This is a genomic window from Pseudomonas sp. BAV 4579, from assembly GCF_009765395.1.
Taxonomy (GTDB): Bacteria; Pseudomonadota; Gammaproteobacteria; order Pseudomonadales; family Pseudomonadaceae; genus Chryseomonas; species Chryseomonas aestiva.
The window spans coordinates 1-16,527 of record NZ_WHOV01000054.1 but is presented as its reverse complement, the minus strand read 5'-3'; the positions used below and the strand labels follow the sequence as shown (position 1 = coordinate 16,527).

The window sequence follows — 16,527 nt, the reverse complement described above, 5'->3', positions numbered from 1 at the left end:
TTTAAACATTCAACGGGCGGATGGGTGGCAGGTAATTCAAGATTGCGTTCAGTATTGCAACGCTATTCCATTATGCTAAGGTCAAGGCCTGCTCATCTGGCTGTCCGCTCGACGGACGACGTCATAACAACAAGGGATAACCCACATGACCCGCACCCTGCTTCTCACCGGTCCTGAACTCGCGCCCGACGCCATGGCCCTGGCTGCCGCCCACGGCATCCGCGTGGTACCGACCCAGCCCTACATGCCCCATGACGAGCTGGTCGCGCTGATCCGCCGGGAGCAGCCCGACGCCATCATCGTCCGCCAGGGCAAGCTGACCCGCGAGATGATCGAGGCCTCGGCCAGGCTCGAGATCATCGCCAAGCACGGCGTCGGCTACGACACCATCGATCTGCAGGCCGCCGCCGACCGGGGGATCCCGGTCACCATCGCCCTGGGCGCCAACGCCCAATCGGTGGCCGAACATGCCTTCGCTCTGATGTTCAGCGTGGCCCGGCAGACCCCCTGGCTGAATGCGCGAATGCACGCCGGGCACTGGGACAAGGCCCAGGCCAATGGCACCGAGCTGTTTGGCAAGACCCTCGGCCTGGTGGGCCTGGGTTCCATCGGCAGCGTGCTGATGGACCTGGTGGCGCCGCTGCGGATGCAGGTCCGGGTCTATGATCCCTATCTCCAGACCCTGCCCGTGCGTGACCACGTGCGCCGGGAAGAGAGCTTCGATAACCTGTTGGCCGAGTGCGACGTCATCAGCCTGCATTGCCCGCTCACCGAGGCCAATCGCCACCTGTTCGGCGCCGCCCAGTTCGCCCGGATGCGTCCCGGCAGCCTGCTGATCAATACCGCTCGCGGCGAGTTGATCGACACCCAGGCGCTGGTCGCAGCGTTGCGCGACGGCCAGATCGGCGGTGCCGGCCTGGATACCTTCCACCCCGAGCCGCCGCCGGCCGACAGCGCCCTATGGGGCCTGACCAACCTGGTCGCCACGCCCCACGTGGGCGCCAACACCACCGAGGCCCGCGACCGGGTCGGGCTGGTGGCGGTGCAGCAGGTACTTGATCGCTGGAACGGCAAGGCGGTGGAAACCCGTGCCGTGGTCAATCGTCACCTGATCGCGGCCTGATCCTCGCGTCAGGGCGAGCGGTGTCCTTCCCGGAGCCGCTCGCTACGTCTATCTCCACAACAATAAGACGGAGAGCCTGCATGACCTCTTCCACGCCCGAAATCAGCGAACTGGAACGCGCGACCATGCGCCGCGTCGCCTGGCGCATCCTGCCGTTCCTGATCGTCTGCTACCTCATCGCCATCATCGACCGCGGCAACATCGGCATGGCCTCGCTGCAGATGAACCAGGATCTGGGCCTGACGCCCGCGATCTTCGGCTTCGCCAGCAGCCTGTTCTTCTTTTCCTACTTCCTGGTGGAGGTGCCGAGCAACCTGGCGCTGCAACGCTTCGGCGCGCGCATCTGGATCGCCCGGATCATGATCACCTGGGGCCTGATCTCAGCGGGCACCGCCTTCGTCCAGGGCGCCAACTCGCTCTATGTGATGCGCTTCCTGCTGGGCGCCGCCGAAGCCGGCTTTTTCCCCGGCGTGCTGCTGTACCTCACCTACTGGCTGCCCTCCAACTATAGAGCGCGCATGGTCGCCATCTTCATGGTGGCGATCCCGGGCGCCAACTTCCTGGGTTCGCCGCTTTCGGGCCTGCTACTGAGCCTGGACGGCTGGATGGGCATGCGTGGCTGGCACTGGCTGTTCATCCTGGAAGGCATCCCGGCGGTGCTGCTGGGTATCGCCTGCCTGTTCGTGCTGACCGACCGCCCGGAGCAGGCCAAATGGCTGAGCGACGAGCAACGCAACTGGCTGACGCTCAAGCTGGCCGAAGAGCGCGGGCGCAAGACCAGCATCGGCCATATCTCCCTGTGGCAATTGCTCAAGCACAAGGATATCTGGGTGATGGCGCTGATCTATTCGGGTGCCTCGGCGGCCGGCAGCACCATGAGCGTCTGGGCGCCGCAATTGCTCAAGTCCTTTGGCCTGTCCAACCTGGAGGTCGGCCTGACCAACGCCATTCCCTATGGCCTGGCCTCCATAGCGATGGTCCTCTGGGGCCGTAGCTCGGATCGCACCGGCGAACGTCGCTGGCACACCTCGCTCACCATGCTGTTGATCGCCGTGGGTCTGTTGGCGGGCATGTTCACCTCGTCGCTGGCCGCCACGGTTATCCTGCTGAGCCTGGTGCTGATCGGTGCCTATTCGATGAAGGGACCGTTCTGGGCGCTGGCCTCGGGCTGGCTGTCGTCCTCTACCGCCGCGGCGGGTCTGGCCGCCATCGGCGCCCTGGCCAACCTGATCGGCGGCGGGGTAATGGTCAACGTCTATGGCGCCATCCACGGTGCCACCCATAGCCATGCCCTGGCCGTACTGCCGCTGGCCACCCTGTGCGCCATCAGCGGCCTCTTGGTACTGATCATGGGTCGTAAAGCCGCGGCGCGCGCCAAGGCAGATGCCCAGAGCGTAGCGACCAACGCCGGCTAGGTCTGAGTTCCCGAAGCCGCCGACCAAATGTCGGCGGCTTCAGGACTCGGCCAAGCGCTGCTCACTACCGGCCTTGGCGGCCGGCAACCTATCGAGGATTTCCCCATGACGTTCAGTCGTCGGCGCTTCCTGCAAGCGAGTGCCCAGGCGAGTGCCGCCCTGTGCCTGTTCGATGCCCTCGGCGTCCAGGCCGCTACCCCTTTCTCCGCGATACAGACGGCACCGAGACTCAAGGCGCCGGCCGGCAGTGTCGACTGCCACATGCACCTCTATGACGACCGCTATCCAGCGGCGCCGGGCGCCAAGCTGCTTCCGCCCAATGCCTCCCTGGATGACTATCACCAGCTGCAGGCGCTACTGGGATTGCAGCGGATGGTCATCGTCACGCCGTCCACCTACGGCACCGACAATCGCTGCATGCTCGACGGTCTGGCGCGCAGCCAGGGCCAGGCCCGCGGTGTAGCTGTCCTCGACCAAAGCATCAGCGATGCCGAGTTGCAGGAGCTGCACAAGGCCGGGGTGCGCGGGATCCGTTTCAACCTCAGCTACGGCGGCGCCGATCTGGCCGACCTCGAGCCCCTGGCCGCGCGGGTCGCCGAACTGGGCTGGAATGTCCAGGTGGTCGCCACGGGCAATCAGCTGACGGAGCTGGAGAGTCGGCTGCAACGGCTGCCGGCGCGGTTGGTGATCGACCACATGGGCCATGTGCCGCAACCGGAGGGGGTGAATTCGGCGACCTTCGCCGTGGTGACCCGCCTGCTGGACGGCGAGCGTACCTGGGTGAAGCTGTCGGGTCCCTACATCAGGTCGCGCAGCGGCCCGCCGGAGTATGCCGACGTGGGCGCGGTGGCCCGGGAGCTGGTGCGGCGTCATCCGGAGCGGCTGCTGTGGGGCAGCGACTGGCCGCATCCCACGGTCGCGACCGGCAACAAGCCGGACGACGGCCTCATCTTCGACCTGCTGGCCGACTGGGCGCCGGATGAGCAGATACGCAATGCCATCCTGCGCGATAACCCGGTCAGTCTGTACGGCTTTTGAGGGCCGTATCTCAGCGGCTGACGGCGGCCCTCACCCCAGCCCTCTCCCCGTGGGAGAGGGGGCGCTAAGGCAGGGCTGTGGGTGGTGGTCACAGCTTAGGTTGGCGCTGAGCGCAGCGAAGCCCAACAAAACCGCTACCTCTTTCAGCGCCCGCCTTACCAGCCCCGCTACCCCAATTCCCCATTGAGCTTGCGCAGCAGGCGCAACAGCTCGGCCCGCTCGGCATCTTCCAGCGGCGCGCTGGCGGCGCGGTCGCTGGCGGCGGCGCGCTCCTTGAGTTCGCCCACCAGGGCACGGCCCTGCTCGGTGAGGTGCAGGGCGTAGGCGCGGCGATCCTGGGTGCCACGCACCCGCTCGGCCAGGCCCTGGCGTTCCAGCTTGTTCAGCAGCAGCACCAGTTGCGGTGGCTCGATGGCCAGGCGCCGGGCCAGGTCGGCCTGCATCAGGCCCGGTTCCTGTTCGAGGATCACCAGGGCGGTGAACTGGGCGGGGCGCAGGTCATAGGTGGCCAGGCTGTCCACTAGGTGCTGGAACATCTTCATCTGGGCGCGGCGCAGGGCATAGCCTACGGCGGTGTCCAGCCAGGGGGTGGCGGCAGGGTCCAGGGGCGTGGCGTCGTCGGGGGAACTCATCGGCGGGAAGGGCTTCCGTCGGAGATGGCGAGAGGAGGGTATCGAGGGGTCATTCTAGTCCAGATCCTGGCGCGCGCGGCGATGGCGATAGGCGAACTGGGCACGACTCAGGCCGAGCAGTCGCGCCGCGGCGGCCACGTTGCCCTGGCTGTGCGCCAGGGCTTCGTCGAGCAGCTCGGCTTCCAGCTGTCCCAGGTGCAGCGGGCGTTTGCCGTCCACGCCCAGGCGTTCCAGCCAGCTGGCTGTCTGCGGCGCCGGTTCCAGGAGGTCGGCCGGCAGCGGTTCGCCGCGAAACAGGTGGGGCAGGTCGATGAGTTCGCCCGGATCGCTGGCGATCACCCCGCGCTCCACCAGATTCTGCAATTCCCGCACGTTGCCGGGAAAGTCGTAGCGCAGCAGGGCCTTGAGGGCGCGCATGGTCAGGCCCACCGGCGGACGTTCGTAGGCGGCGCAGAAGCGCCGCAGGAACAGATCCACCAGCAGCGGCACGTCGTCGCGGCGGTCCCGCAGGGGCGGGATGCCGATGGGATAGACGTTGAGCCGATAGAAGAGGTCTTCGCGGAAGTCGCCGCGGCGTACCGCCTCGTGCAGGTCCAGATTGGTGGCGGCGATCACGCGCACGTCCACCCTGAGGGTGCGGCTGCCGCCGACCCGCTCGATCTCGCGCTCCTGGAGCGCGCGCAGCAGCTTGCCCTGGCCGGGCAGACTCAGGCAGGCGATCTCGTCGAGAAACAGGGTGCCGCCCTGGGCGCGTTCGAAGCGCCCGGCGCGGGACTGGTTGGCGCCGGTGTAGGCGCCGCGCTCCACGCCGAACAATTCGGCTTCGATGAGATTCTCGGGAATGGCCGCGCAGTTGAGGGCGACGAAGGGGCCGTCGGCGCGGCGACTGAGGCGGTGCAGGTGACTGGCGAACAACTCCTTGCCCACTCCCGATTCGCCGGTGAGCAACACCGTGGCCGGGGTCGGGGCGACCCGCTGCAGGGCCTGGAAGGCGCTGTTGAAGGCTGCCGAGGCGCCCACCAGCGGTTGCTGGCCGTCGGCGGCGTGGGGCAGGGGCGCGGGCAGGCGTTCCGTGGCGGCTGGCTCGGGAGCGCCGTCGCCAGCGGCATTGAGATAGCGCAGGTCTTCCGCCACATCGGGCCAGCGTTCGGCATTGCGGCCTTCGACCCGGCAGACGTGATGGCCCATGGCGCGGCATTCCACCTCGCGAAAGATCACCAGGCGGCCGAACAGGCTGCTGACATAGCCGATCGCATAGCCGATCTCCATCCAGCAGGCCGGGTCGCTGCCCTGACCGTGGGCGATCTGGTGCTCGTCGCATTCGGCCGAGTGATGCCAGAGAAATTCGCCGCCATAACGCCCCTGGTCGACATCGAATTCGAAATGCAGCGGCTCGACCCGCACCAGACCTTCCAGGCCATGCAGCCGGGTACCGGCCGCGAAAATGGCCGCGGCGTCGGCCTGGGGCCAGCGCTTGCGCACCAGTTCGGCGTCCCTTACCCCGGAAAGATAGCCCACCCGGGTCAGCAGACCGCGGGCGCGTTCCTGACCCAGGGCGCCGATCAACTCGCGCCGCAGGGCACCAAAGGACGAGGCGTGGACCAGCAGCATGCGTTGGTCATTGAGCCAGATGCGGCCATCGCCGGGCGAGAAGAACAGGCACTCGGCCAGTTCCGCCTGGGTCGGGCTGGCGCTGCCGTCCCAGGCGGCACTGTCGCCCCGGTGCAGGCCCGGGGCGACCTGTTGCAAGGCGTTGAGGGACAGGCGTTCGGACAGGGCCATGGCAGGACTCCCTGAGGCATTGCGCAAATGCGCAATCGAGAGAAAGGTTATACCTCATAACTTTATCTTTTGAGCAAGACGTTTGCCGGCTGGGCCTGCCGCCTTTGCCTGCCCAAGCCACCAAACCTCTGATTGCGTTGCTCTTTTTGTTACCAGCCCAGGCTGGGCACAGCCTTTGCTCTCTTGCCTGTGCCCACCGCGGCCCGATAACAACAAGGAGAAGGCTATGAGCAGACCATCCACGCCGTTCCTGGACGGCGCACCCTGGCGCGAGCGGATTTTCGATGGCGACTGGATCGCCGCCCAGGGTGGTACTCTGGAGGTCATCGAACCTGCCACTGGCCAGCCCCTGCATCGCACCGGTCTGGCCAGTGTCGCCGATATCGACCAGGCTTGCGCCAAGGCGGCCCAGGCGCAACCGGCCTGGGCCGGCTGGACCGCCCGGCAAAAGGCCGGGCTGTTCCTGGCCGCGGCCGCGCAGCTGGAAATGCAGCGCGCCGAACTGGCCCCCCTGATCGCCCGGGAGACCGGCGGCATCCTGCCCAAGGCCGAGCTGGAATTGCGCGAAGCCGGGGTCATCCTGCAGCAGGTCGCCGGTCAGTTGCTGCAGCCCCATGGCGTGGTCCTGCCCAGCGAGCGCGGGGCGCTGTCCTATGCCCGCCGCCTGCCCCATGGCGTGGTGGGGGTGATCTCGCCCTTCAACTTCCCGCTGATCCTTTCGCTGCGCGCCGTGGCGCCGGCGCTGGCCTGCGGCAATGCCGTGGTGCTCAAGCCGGATCACCAGACGCCGGTGAGCGGCGGCATCCTGATCGCCCGACTGTTCGAGGCCATCGGCCTGCCCAAGGGCGTGCTGCAGGTGCTGCCCGGTCGCGCCGAGGCCGGGGCGGCGCTCTGCGCCCATCCCCAGGTGCGGATGATCGCCTTCACCGGCTCGACCCAGGCCGGGCGCCAGGTGGCGGAAAGCGCCGGGCGCCACCTGAAGAAGGTGGCCCTGGAGCTGGGCGGCAAGAATCCGCTGATCGTGCTCGACGACGCCGATCTCGACCGCGCCGTCGGCTGCGCCGCCTGGGGCAGTTTCCTGCACCAGGGCCAGATCTGCATGGCCACCGGGCTGATCCTGGTGCACCAGCGCCTCGCTACCGCCTTCACCGAGCGCCTGGCCGCCCGCGCCGCCGCCCTGCGCCTGGGTGATCCGCTGGAGCCCACGACCCAGCTGGGTCCGCTGATCAACGCCCGGCAGCTGCAACGGGTACAGGGCATCGTCACCGACAGCCTCGCCGCCGGTGCCCGGCTGGAGCAGGGCGGCCGGCACGAAGGGCTGTTCTATGCCCCGACCGTACTGAGCGGTGTCCGTCCCGGCATGCGCGCCTTCGACGAAGAGATCTTTGGTCCGGTGGCCAGCGTGGTGACCTTCGCCAGCGAGGCCGAAGCCGTCGACCTGGCCAATCGCACCCCCTACGGCCTGGCGGCCGGCGTGCTCTCCGGCTCCCTGGCCCGTGCCCGCGCCCTGGGTGAACGCCTGGAGTGCGGAATGCTGCACCTCAACGACCAGACGGTGAACGACGAGGTGGTCAATCCCTTCGGCGGGCGTGGCCAGTCCGGCAATGGCGGCAGCGTCGGCGGCCTGTGCAACTGGGACGACTACAGCCAGTGGCAGTGGGTGACCGAGCATATCGAGCCGCCACGCTATCCCTTCTGAGAGCCTGCTCAAAGGCTGCTGCGCGTCGGCCAAACCGCGTTGAACATGACCTGGGTCGCCAGTCCGATCGGAATGCTCATTTACAAGCCGTAAACCCGAGCGCGGGTCCGATCTGCTTCCTCAGCCATGTTCGCCTTGTTTGGCTCTAGCTCGCGAGCCTTTGAACAGGCTCCAAGCCCCTGTTTCACCCCCAATAACAACAAGAGGAAAATCCCATGACCCTGTATGGCAAGACCCTGGTCGTCACCGGCGTGGCTTCCGGCATCGGCGCCGAACTGGCGCGTCTGGCGCGCTTTCACGGCGCCTATGTGATCGGCGTCGATCGCAACCAGCCCCAGCTCAGCCTGGACGACTTCCACCAGGCCGACCTGGGCGATCCCGACAGCATCGCCGCCCTGGTCAGCCGCCTGCCGGAGCGTCTGCACGGCCTGTGCAATGTCGCCGGGGTGCCGGGCACGGCGCCCCGGGAGGCCGTGGCGCGAGTCAACTATCTCGGCCTGCGGCTGCTCAGCCAGCAACTGGTCGCGCGGCTGGGCCCGGATGGCGCCATCGTCAACGTCGCTTCCATTCTCGGTGCCGAATGGCCGCAGCGCCTGGAACAGCATCGCGCGCTGGCGCAGATCGCCGACTTCGCCCAGGCCCAGGCCTGGCTGGAAGCCCATCCGGTGGACCAGGCCACCTGCTACCAGTACTTCAAGGAGGCGCTCATCGTCTGGAGCTTCGTGCAGTCCCAGACCTGGCTCCGCGAATTCGGCGTGCGGCTGAATTGCGTGGCGCCGGGGCCGGTATTCACCCCCATCCTGGGCGACTTCGTCAGCATGCTCGGCGAAGAGCGCGTCGCTCGCGACAGCCAGCGCATGCTGCGCCCGGCGCTGGCCGACGAGGTGGCCGAGGCCATTGCCTTCCTCTGCAGCGATGCCTCGCGCTGGATCAACGGCGCCAACCTGCCGGTGGATGGCGGTCTCGCCGCCAGTTACGTCTGATCCGGATCGCCGCGCCTGCCCGGGCGCGGCGATCGCGTTTTCCCACAACAAGAACAACTTCAGGACGACGTCATGCGCACACGTTTCGGATTCGGTCTGCTGGCCGCGGCCAGCCTCGCCTCCCTGCAGGTCCAGGCCTACGATCTGCCCGGCCTCAATCTCGGCTCCACCAGCTTCTACGATGGCGCGCCGCCGCCGGATGGCCCCGGCTGGTACTGGGAGGAGTACCTGATCTACGGCAAGACCAGTCGCTTCAACGACCAGGACGGGCGCAAGCTGCCCTTGCCCAAGCAGGAGCTGACCACCTTCGCCCCGGTCAGCCAGATCATCTATGTCGGCCAGCCCCTGGCCAATGGCGCCATGCCCGGCTTCACCGCCATCCTGCCCTGGCTGGCCCATGCCGATGTCGATGACGGCCTCGGCGGCCAGGCGCTGAGCGCCCGCGAAGGGGTAGGGGACCTGACCCTGGGCGCCTTCCTGCAACTGCCCACCACCACCCGCCCCGACGGCGGACCGCGCTGGGCGCAGCGTATCGAGGCCGAGATCGTCGCCCCCACCGGTCGCTACGACCGCGACCGGGCGATCAATCCGGGCAGCAACTTCTGGTCCTTCAATCCCTACTACGCCACTACCTACTGGCTGACGCCGCAGTGGTCGGTGACCGGACGCTTCTGGTACCTGTGGAATGGCAAGAACGACCAGCCGCTACGCAGCTTTGGCGATGTGTCCGATACCCGGGCCGGTCAGGCGCTGCACGCCAACTTCGCCACCCAGTACGCGCTGAACGATCGGCTCAGCGTCGGCCTGAGCGGCTACTGGCTCCGGCAGATCACCGACACCCAGGTGGACGGCCATGACGTCAGCGGGCGGCGGGAAAAGGTCTGGGCCTGGGGTCCGGGTTTCACCTACGCCTTTTCCCGGGAGAATATGATCACCGTCAACAGCTACTTCGAGCAGGACGCCGAGAACCGCACCGAAGGGCGCAAGTTCGTCGTCAACTTCCTGCACAAGCTGTAGCGCTAGCGATCGATGGGGATGCCCCGGTTCGGCGGTGGAGGAGGCGCCAGCGGCTGGGGCTGCTGGGCCTGGGGATGGGGCACCATGTGCCAGGTCTCGTTGCGTGGCCGGCGGTCGATGTAGACCGGCACCGGCTGATAGATGATGCCGGAGCCGCGCACCTCGGTTTCCTGCCGCGAGCTGGAAGAGGACGAGGAGCCGCCGACCACGGTGACATCGTCCACCGGACGTTGGCGGCTGGAAGCGGGGGCGGGTACCACGGTGACCTCGCGCGGCGCACTGACCGGCGGAGGCGCGGCGGGCCTGGGCGGCGGCGTGAAGCCGTTGCTGTCGGGCAGGCTCTGCAGCGGAATGGTGGTGATCTGACTATTCGTCGGGCAGGCGCCCTGGGTATAGGTCGTCCGGCCCTGGTCGTCCACGCACTTGTAGACATTCTGAGCGGCCACGACGCCACTGGCGAGCAGCAGGCCATAGAGCAGCGAACGCATGATGAGGCCCTCCGGGCACTCGAATTGTCACCTGCAGGATACAAGATGCCCGCCATGGCTCCCAGGGGGCGGCATGCTTTCCCGATCAAGCCTGCGGCTAATCGTCAGACCTTAAAAGCTAGGCCTGATCCCGGTGAGGCGTATAACATCCTGAAACATTCTTTCCAGGACAGCGACACGTGAAGTGGTTGGTGATTGGCAGTTTTCTTCTCTGTGTCTTGTACGTGCACCTGCGCGGCCGGGTGCGCCATCGCTTTTTGCGTCAGCTCAGTGACCATTCGACCTTTCTGGCACCGTTGAACACCTTCATGTTTCTCACCTCGCGGGTGCCCAACGCGCCCTATCATGCCGTGGAGCGCTTTCCTGAACTCCAGGTGCTGCAAGAAAACTGGCAGCTCATTCGCGACGAGGCCCTCGACCTGCTGCGCGCCGGCCAGATCAAGAAATCCGCCGAGCACAACGATGCCGGCTTCAACTCCTTTTTCAAGAGCGGCTGGAAGCGCTTCTATCTGAAGTGGTACGGAGATAGCCATCCCTCCGCCCTGCAGCTGTGCCCCAGAACCACGGAATTGCTGCGCGGCATCGGCACGGTCAAGGCGGCCATGTTCGCCGAGTTGCCGCCCGGGTCGCGACTGGTGCGCCATCGCGATCCCTATGGCGGCTCCCTGCGCTATCACCTGGGCCTGGCCACGCCCAACGATCCGCGCTGCTTCATCGAGGTGGACGGCCAGCGCTATCACTGGCGCGATGGCCAGGCAGTGGTGTTCGACGAAACCTTCATCCACTACGCCGAGAACACCACCGACCAGGATCGCATCATCCTGTTCTGCGACGTGGAAAGGCCGCTGCGCTATGGCTGGGCGAGCGCCTTCAATCGCTGGGTCAGTAGCACCCTGCTGGCCTCTGCGGCCTCGCCCAATGACACCGGCGACAAGACTGGCGGCCTCAATCGCGCCTTCCGGCACCTCTATCGCATCCGTCAGCGCGGCAAGGCGCTGAAGAAGCGCAACCGCTTCCGCTACTACCTCGAACAATGGTTGTTACTGGCCGCGCTGCTCGGCGTGGTGATCTGGATCTGACCAGCTGTTTCATCGACGTGGACAGCGGTTCGGCTTGACCTCGATGCGAATCGCCTCTAATCCTGTATGTATATACAGATAGAGGCGATGGCCATGGACAACACCCCTGCAGGTCTGGCGGCATGAGCGGCGGCGCCAGCCTGGCCCGGCTGTTCGAGGAGCGGCGCCTGTGGAAGGGGCAGACCAGTCCCGAAGCCCGGCGCAGTGGTCAACCCACCGGGGTCGCTGCCCTGGATGCCCATCTGCCGGGCGCCGGCTGGCCCGAGGCGGCCCTCACCGAATTGTTGCTCGCCGGCCCCGGCCATGGCGAGTTGCGGCTGCTCTGGCCGACCCTGGCGCGCCTGAGCCAGGCCGCTGAGCGCATCGCCCTGATCGCGCCGCCGCTGTTGCCCTATCCCCTGGCCTGGCAGGCGGCCGGGGTGGCGCTGGATTCCCTGGTGGTGATCCGCGCCCAGGGCGCCGAGGTGCTCTGGGCCGCCGAGCAATGCCTGCGTTCGGGTTGCTTTGGCGCGGTGCTCTGCTGGCCCGAGCGCGCCGATGATCGCTAGTTGCGCCGGTTGCAGGTCGCCGCCGAGAGCGGTCGCACCCTGGCCTTCGCCCTGCGTCCGGCCGCTGCCCTGGACAATCCCTCGCCAGCGGCCTTGCGCCTGGAACTCCGGGCCCCCCTGGAGCGGCTGCACATCCGCAAATGCCGGGGCGGGCAACCCGGCGTGCTCGATCTGGCCGGCGGCGCTTGAGCTGGCCATGCGCTGGGCCTGCATCCTCTTTCCGCAGCTGGCGCTGGATGCCGTGCTGCGCCGTCATCCGCAGCCGGAGCAGCCGCTGGTGCTGCTCTCCGGACCACCGCACCGGCGTCTGCTGCAGGCGGTCAATCCGGCCGCTCGAGCCCTGGGACTGCGCCCGGGCCTGACCCTGGCCGCCGCCCAGGCGCTGACCCGCGACTTCGAGCAGCAGGAGCACGATCCGGCGCTCATCGAGACGGCCGAGACGCTGCTGGCGGCCTGGGGTTATGACTTCAGTTCCCAGGTCAGCCGTCACTACCCCCGGGCGCTGCTGCTGGAGGTGCAGTCCAGCCTGCCGCTGCTGGGGCCCTGGCCGCGGCTGGAACGGCGCCTGCGCCAGGAGCTCCAGGGCCTGGGTTTTCGCCATCGGCTGGCCCTGGCGCCCAATCCGGTGGCGGCGCGGGTGCTGACCAATGTCGCCGACGGCCTGACCGCCTCCGCCGATGAGCTGCCGCGTCTGCTCGATCGGCTCCCAGTGGAACGGGCCGGTTTCGCTCCCCAGCAGGCCCAGGCGCTGGCACGCATGGGCATCCGCCGCTTGGAGCAGCTCAAGGCCCTGCCCAGAGCTGCCCTGGCCCGCCGCTTCACCCCGGAGCTCCTGCAGCAGCTGGATCTGCTGGGTGGCAGCCGCAGCCTGGCGCTGGAGTTCTATCGGCCTCCCGATCGTTTCGTGACGCGGGTTGAGCTCAATTTCGAGGTGGAATCCCACCAGGCCCTGCTGTTCCCGCTGCGCCGCCTCACCGCCGACCTGGCCGCCTGGCTGGCCAGTCGCGACCGTGGCGTGCAGCGCTTCCTGCTCTGGCTGGAGCATCGCCAGGGTCCGGCCACCGCCGTCACCATCGGCCTGCTGGCGCCCGAGCGCGATGCCGCCCTGCTGTTCGAATTCGCCCGCGGTCGTCTCGAACAGCTGCAGGTGGTGGCGCCGGTACTGGCGCTGCGCCTGGAAAGCGAGGAATTGCCGCTCTTCGTGCCGGAACGCCATGGCCTGTTCGACGAACGCCCGGCCCAGGCCGTGGGCTGGGAGGTATTGCGCGAGCGCCTGCGTGCCCGGTTGGGCGAAGCAGCGGTACTCGGTCTCGGCATCCAGGCGGATCACCGTCCCGAGCGCGCCCTGGTCTGGCGCTCGGAACGACGCCTGGAGACCGCGCTGCCCGGTCTGCGTCCGGGTTGGCTGCTGAGCGAACCACGTCCCCTCGACGGTCAGCCAAGACGGGTCCTCGCGGGCCCTGAACGCATCGAAAGTGGCTGGTGGGACGGGGGCGACCAGCGCCGCGACTATTACCGCATCGAGGTGGCCGACGGACGCCAGGCCTGGGCCTTTCGCCGCTATGGCGAGGAGACGCCCTGGTGGATCCAGGGCTGGTTCGCATGAGCGGCTATGCCGAGCTGCACTGCCTGTCGAATTTCAGTTTCCAGCGCGGTGCCTCCAGCGCCCTGGAGTTGTTCGAGCGGGCCAGGGCGCTGGGCTACACGGCGCTGGCCATCACCGACGAAGGCACCCTGAGCGGCATTGTCCGTGCCTGGCAGGCGGCGCGCCAGGTCGGGCTGCCGCTCATCGTCGGCAGCGAGCTGACCCTCGACGACGGCCTGCGGCTGGTGCTGCTGGTGGAGGATCTGCCGGGTTACGAGACCCTCTGCGGCCTGATCACCCGGGCGCGCCGTCGTGCGCCCAAGGGCCGCTACCAGCTTGCTCGCGCGGATCTGCAGCCGCCACTGCTCGGGCTGCTGGCGATCTGGTTGCCGGGAGAAGAACCTGTGGCCGAGGAGGGCGCCTGGCTCAAGCAGGTCTTCGCCGAGCGCCTCTGGCTCGGCGTCGAACTGCTGCGCGGCGCCGACGATACCGCCCGACTCCTGCAGTTGCAGGCACTGGGCACCCAGCTCGGCGTGCCGGCAGTGGCCTGTGGCGACGTGCACATGCACACCCGCGGGCGCCGAGCCCTGCAGGATGTGCTCACCGGCATCCGCCATCACCTGCCGGTGGCTGAAGCCGGCTATCGCCTGCATCCCAACGGCGAGCGCCATCTGCGCCCGCTGACGGTGCTCGAGGGTCTCTATCCCGCGGCACTGCGCGCCGAGACCCTGAGGATCGCCGCTCGCTGTCGCTTCGATCTGGGCGAGTTGCGCTATCGCTATCCCCAGGAGGTGATACCCGCCGGCGTGACGGCCGGCGCCTGGCTGGCCGAGCTGACCCGCCGCGGCCTGGCCTGGCGCTGGCCGGAAGGCGCGCCGGAAAGGGTCACCGACCAGGTAGCCCGGGAGCTGGCGCTGATCGCCGAAAAAGGCTACGAGAACTACTTTCTCACCGTGTACGACATCGTCGACTACGCCCGCCGCCAGCACATCCTCTGCCAAGGCCGCGGTTCGGCGGCCAACTCGGTGGTCTGCTATGTACTGGGCATCACCGAGCTGAATCCGCTCACCGGCAATCTGCTGTTCGAGCGCTTCATCTCCCGCGAGCGCGACGAGCCGCCCGACATCGACGTCGACTTCGAGCACGAGCGGCGCGAAGAGGTCATCCAGTACGTCTTTCGCCGCTATGGGCGCGAGCGGGCCGCGCTCACCGCGGTGGTCAGCACCTATCACGCCGCCGGCGCCCTGCGCGATGTCGGCAAGGCCCTGGGCCTGCCGGGCGACCAGCTCGACGCCCTGTCCGGGTGCGCCGGGCGCTGGACCGACGAGATCCCCGGTGCGCAGCGTCTGCGCGAAGCGGGTTTCGACCCGGACAGCCCGCTGCTGCAGCGGGTGCTCATCCTCGCCGGCCAACTGATCGGCTTTCCCCGGCATCTTTCCTAGCATCCCGGTGGTTTCGTCATTTCCGCAGCGCCCCTGGCGACGCTGGTGCCGGTGGAAAACGCCGCCATGCCCGAACGCACCCTGATCCAGTGGGACAAGGACGACCTCGATGCCGTGGGCCTGCTCAAGGTCGACATCCTCGCCCTGGGCATGCTCAGCGCCCTGCGCCGCTGCTTCGACCTGGTCGCCGGCTGGCGCGGCCAGCGCTGGACCCTGGCCAGCCTGCCCCAGGAGGATGAACCCACCTACGCCATGATCTCCCGCGCCGATACGGTGGGGGTGTTCCAGATCGAATCCCGTGCCCAGATGGCCATGCTGCCGCGACTCCGGCCGCGAACCCTCTACGACCTGGTGATCGAGGTGGCCATCGTCCGTCCCGGTCCCATCCAGGGCGACATGGTGCATCCCTATCTGCGCCGCCGGAATGGCGAGGAAGAGGCCGACTATCCCCATGACGAATTGCGGCCGGCCCTGGAACGCACCCTGGGGGTGCCACTGTTCCAGGAACAGGTAATGCAGATCGCCATGGTCGCCGCCGAATATTCGCCGGGCGAGGCCGATCAGCTGCGTCGCTCCATGGCGGCCTGGAAGCGCCACGGCGGCCTCGAACCCCATCGCCAACGGCTGCACAGCCGCATGGTCGAGCGCGGCTATCGCCCGGAATTCGCCGCGCGCCTCTTCGAGCAGATCAAGGGCTTCGGCAGCTACGGCTTTCCCGAATCCCATGCCGCCAGCTTCGCCCTGCTGACCTATGCCAGCTCCTGGCTCAAGTGCCACGAGCCGGCCGCCTTCGCCTGTGCCCTGGTCAACAGCTGGCCGATGGGTTTCTACAGTCCGGATCAGGTGTTGCAGGACGCCCGGCGCCACGGCATCGAGGTGCGCGCGGTGACCGTGCAGGCCAGCGACTGGGATTGCCGGCTGGAGGCAGGTGCCGGCCATCAGCCGGCGATCCGCCTGGGCCTGCGCCTGGTGCAGGGGCTGGCGGAAGCGGCTGGTCAGCGCCTGGTAGCGGCACGGGGTACGCAGCCCTTTCGTGACGTCGAGGACCTCTGTCGCCGGGCCGAGCTGGATGCCCGGGCGCGCGGCCAACTCGCCGAGGCCGGTGCCCTGGCGGAGCTGGCCGGGGATCGCCATCAGGCACGCTGGGCCATGGCCGGGGTGGAGCGCCAGCTGCCGCTGTTCGAATCGGCGGACAGCGCCCTGGAGGAACGCCCGGCCTTGCCCGCGCCCAGCGTCGCGGAAGACGTCCATGCCGACTACCGCATGCTGGGCACCACCCTGGGACCCCATCCGCTGAGCCTGTTGCGCGGCGAACTCCAGGCCCGGCGCTGCCGGGATTTCCGTGAGCTGGACGAGATCAGACCCGGTGCCCTGGTGCGGGTGGCCGGACTGGTACGCGGACGACAGCGACCGGGCACGGCCAGCGGGGTGATCTTCGTGACCCTGGAAGACGAGCACGGCATGCTCAATGTGGTGGTCTGGCGCGCGGTGGGCGAACAGCAGCGACGACCGTTGTTGCAGGCACAGCTGCTACAGGTCGAGGGGCATCTGGAGCGGGAAGCGGGGGTGCAGCACCTGATCGCCGGTCGCTTGACCGACCTGAGTCCTTTGCTCGACGAACTCATGGTGTCGAGTCGGGATTTCCACTAGGGCGTGAGGGAGAGGGGAGGCGGGGGAGCTGTCTCTTATACACATC

General features: G+C 67.8%; 11 protein-coding genes and 2 pseudogenes. 10 read left to right on the top strand and 3 right to left on the bottom strand.

All coding sequences use genetic code 11. The annotated features are described in order from the left end of the window. The first annotated feature begins 145 nt into the window (after positions 1-145). The 3 genes from GSQ95_RS12390 (at position 146) to GSQ95_RS12380 (ending at position 3,576) form a co-directional block, all read left to right on the top strand. Positions 146-1,123, top strand: coding sequence for a hydroxyacid dehydrogenase (locus tag GSQ95_RS12390; RefSeq protein ID WP_133859507.1), 978 nt, complete (start codon positions 146-148; stop codon positions 1,121-1,123). A gap of 80 nt (positions 1,124-1,203) precedes the next feature. Continuing rightward, positions 1,204-2,538, top strand: a complete 1,335-nt coding sequence (locus tag GSQ95_RS12385; RefSeq protein WP_158896475.1) for an MFS transporter — start codon at positions 1,204-1,206, stop codon at positions 2,536-2,538. Between the two features lie 105 nt (positions 2,539-2,643). Beyond that, positions 2,644-3,576 carry an amidohydrolase family protein gene (locus GSQ95_RS12380; RefSeq protein WP_158896476.1) on the top strand — a complete coding sequence of 311 codons (933 nt, stop codon included), beginning with the start codon at positions 2,644-2,646 and terminating at the stop codon, positions 3,574-3,576. Positions 3,577-3,743: 167 nt separating this feature from the next. On the opposite strand, the gene GSQ95_RS12375 is transcribed toward GSQ95_RS12380, so the two are convergent. Together GSQ95_RS12375 and GSQ95_RS12370 are read right to left on the bottom strand one after the other, a co-directional pair. After that, complete coding sequence (locus GSQ95_RS12375) at positions 3,744-4,208, bottom strand: MarR family winged helix-turn-helix transcriptional regulator (protein WP_133859504.1); 465 nt, start codon at positions 4,206-4,208, stop codon at positions 3,744-3,746. Between the two features lie 54 nt (positions 4,209-4,262). Next, positions 4,263-5,990, bottom strand: a complete 1,728-nt coding sequence (locus GSQ95_RS12370) for a sigma-54-dependent Fis family transcriptional regulator (RefSeq protein WP_158896477.1) — start codon at positions 5,988-5,990, stop codon at positions 4,263-4,265. Between the two features lie 226 nt (positions 5,991-6,216). Between GSQ95_RS12370 and GSQ95_RS12365 the strand changes: the two genes are divergently transcribed. The 3 genes from GSQ95_RS12365 to GSQ95_RS12355 all read left to right on the top strand — a co-directional run bounded on the left by GSQ95_RS12365 (position 6,217) and on the right by GSQ95_RS12355 (position 9,689). Next, positions 6,217-7,689 (top strand): benzaldehyde dehydrogenase, encoded by a 1,473-nt coding sequence (locus GSQ95_RS12365; RefSeq protein WP_158896478.1) that lies wholly within the window; start codon positions 6,217-6,219, stop codon positions 7,687-7,689. 215 nt (positions 7,690-7,904) lie between these two features. Beyond that, positions 7,905-8,672, top strand: a complete 768-nt coding sequence (locus GSQ95_RS12360) for a coniferyl-alcohol dehydrogenase (protein ID WP_158896479.1) — start codon at positions 7,905-7,907, stop codon at positions 8,670-8,672. A gap of 72 nt (positions 8,673-8,744) precedes the next feature. After that, a complete protein-coding gene (locus tag GSQ95_RS12355; protein ID WP_158896480.1) occupies positions 8,745-9,689 on the top strand; it encodes a transporter in 945 nt (314 codons plus the stop codon). 2 nt (positions 9,690-9,691) lie between these two features. Here GSQ95_RS12355 and GSQ95_RS12350 read toward each other — a convergent pair whose 3' ends face one another. Continuing rightward, positions 9,692-10,177: a DUF4124 domain-containing protein gene (locus GSQ95_RS12350; protein ID WP_158896481.1), complete on the bottom strand. Its 486-nt coding sequence runs from the start codon at positions 10,175-10,177 to the stop codon at positions 9,692-9,694. Positions 10,178-10,356: 179 nt separating this feature from the next. On the opposite strand from GSQ95_RS12350, the gene lpxO reads away from it, so the two are divergent. The 4 genes and pseudogenes from lpxO to GSQ95_RS12330 all read left to right on the top strand — a co-directional run bounded on the left by lpxO (position 10,357) and on the right by GSQ95_RS12330 (position 16,481). Further along, positions 10,357-11,256 carry a lipid A hydroxylase LpxO gene (lpxO, locus tag GSQ95_RS12345; RefSeq protein WP_158896482.1) on the top strand — a complete coding sequence of 300 codons (900 nt, stop codon included), beginning with the start codon at positions 10,357-10,359 and terminating at the stop codon, positions 11,254-11,256. 122 nt (positions 11,257-11,378) lie between these two features. Next, positions 11,379-11,993: pseudogene (gene imuA, locus GSQ95_RS12340) on the top strand (translesion DNA synthesis-associated protein ImuA). Between the two features lie 7 nt (positions 11,994-12,000). After that, positions 12,001-13,410: a DNA polymerase Y family protein gene (locus GSQ95_RS12335; protein ID WP_158896483.1), complete on the top strand. Its 1,410-nt coding sequence runs from the start codon at positions 12,001-12,003 to the stop codon at positions 13,408-13,410. Beyond that, positions 13,407-16,481 (top strand): annotated as a pseudogene (locus tag GSQ95_RS12330) (error-prone DNA polymerase). The gene GSQ95_RS12335 and the pseudogene GSQ95_RS12330 overlap by 4 nt, the downstream one beginning before the upstream one ends. Positions 16,482-16,527: the final 46 nt, after the last annotated feature.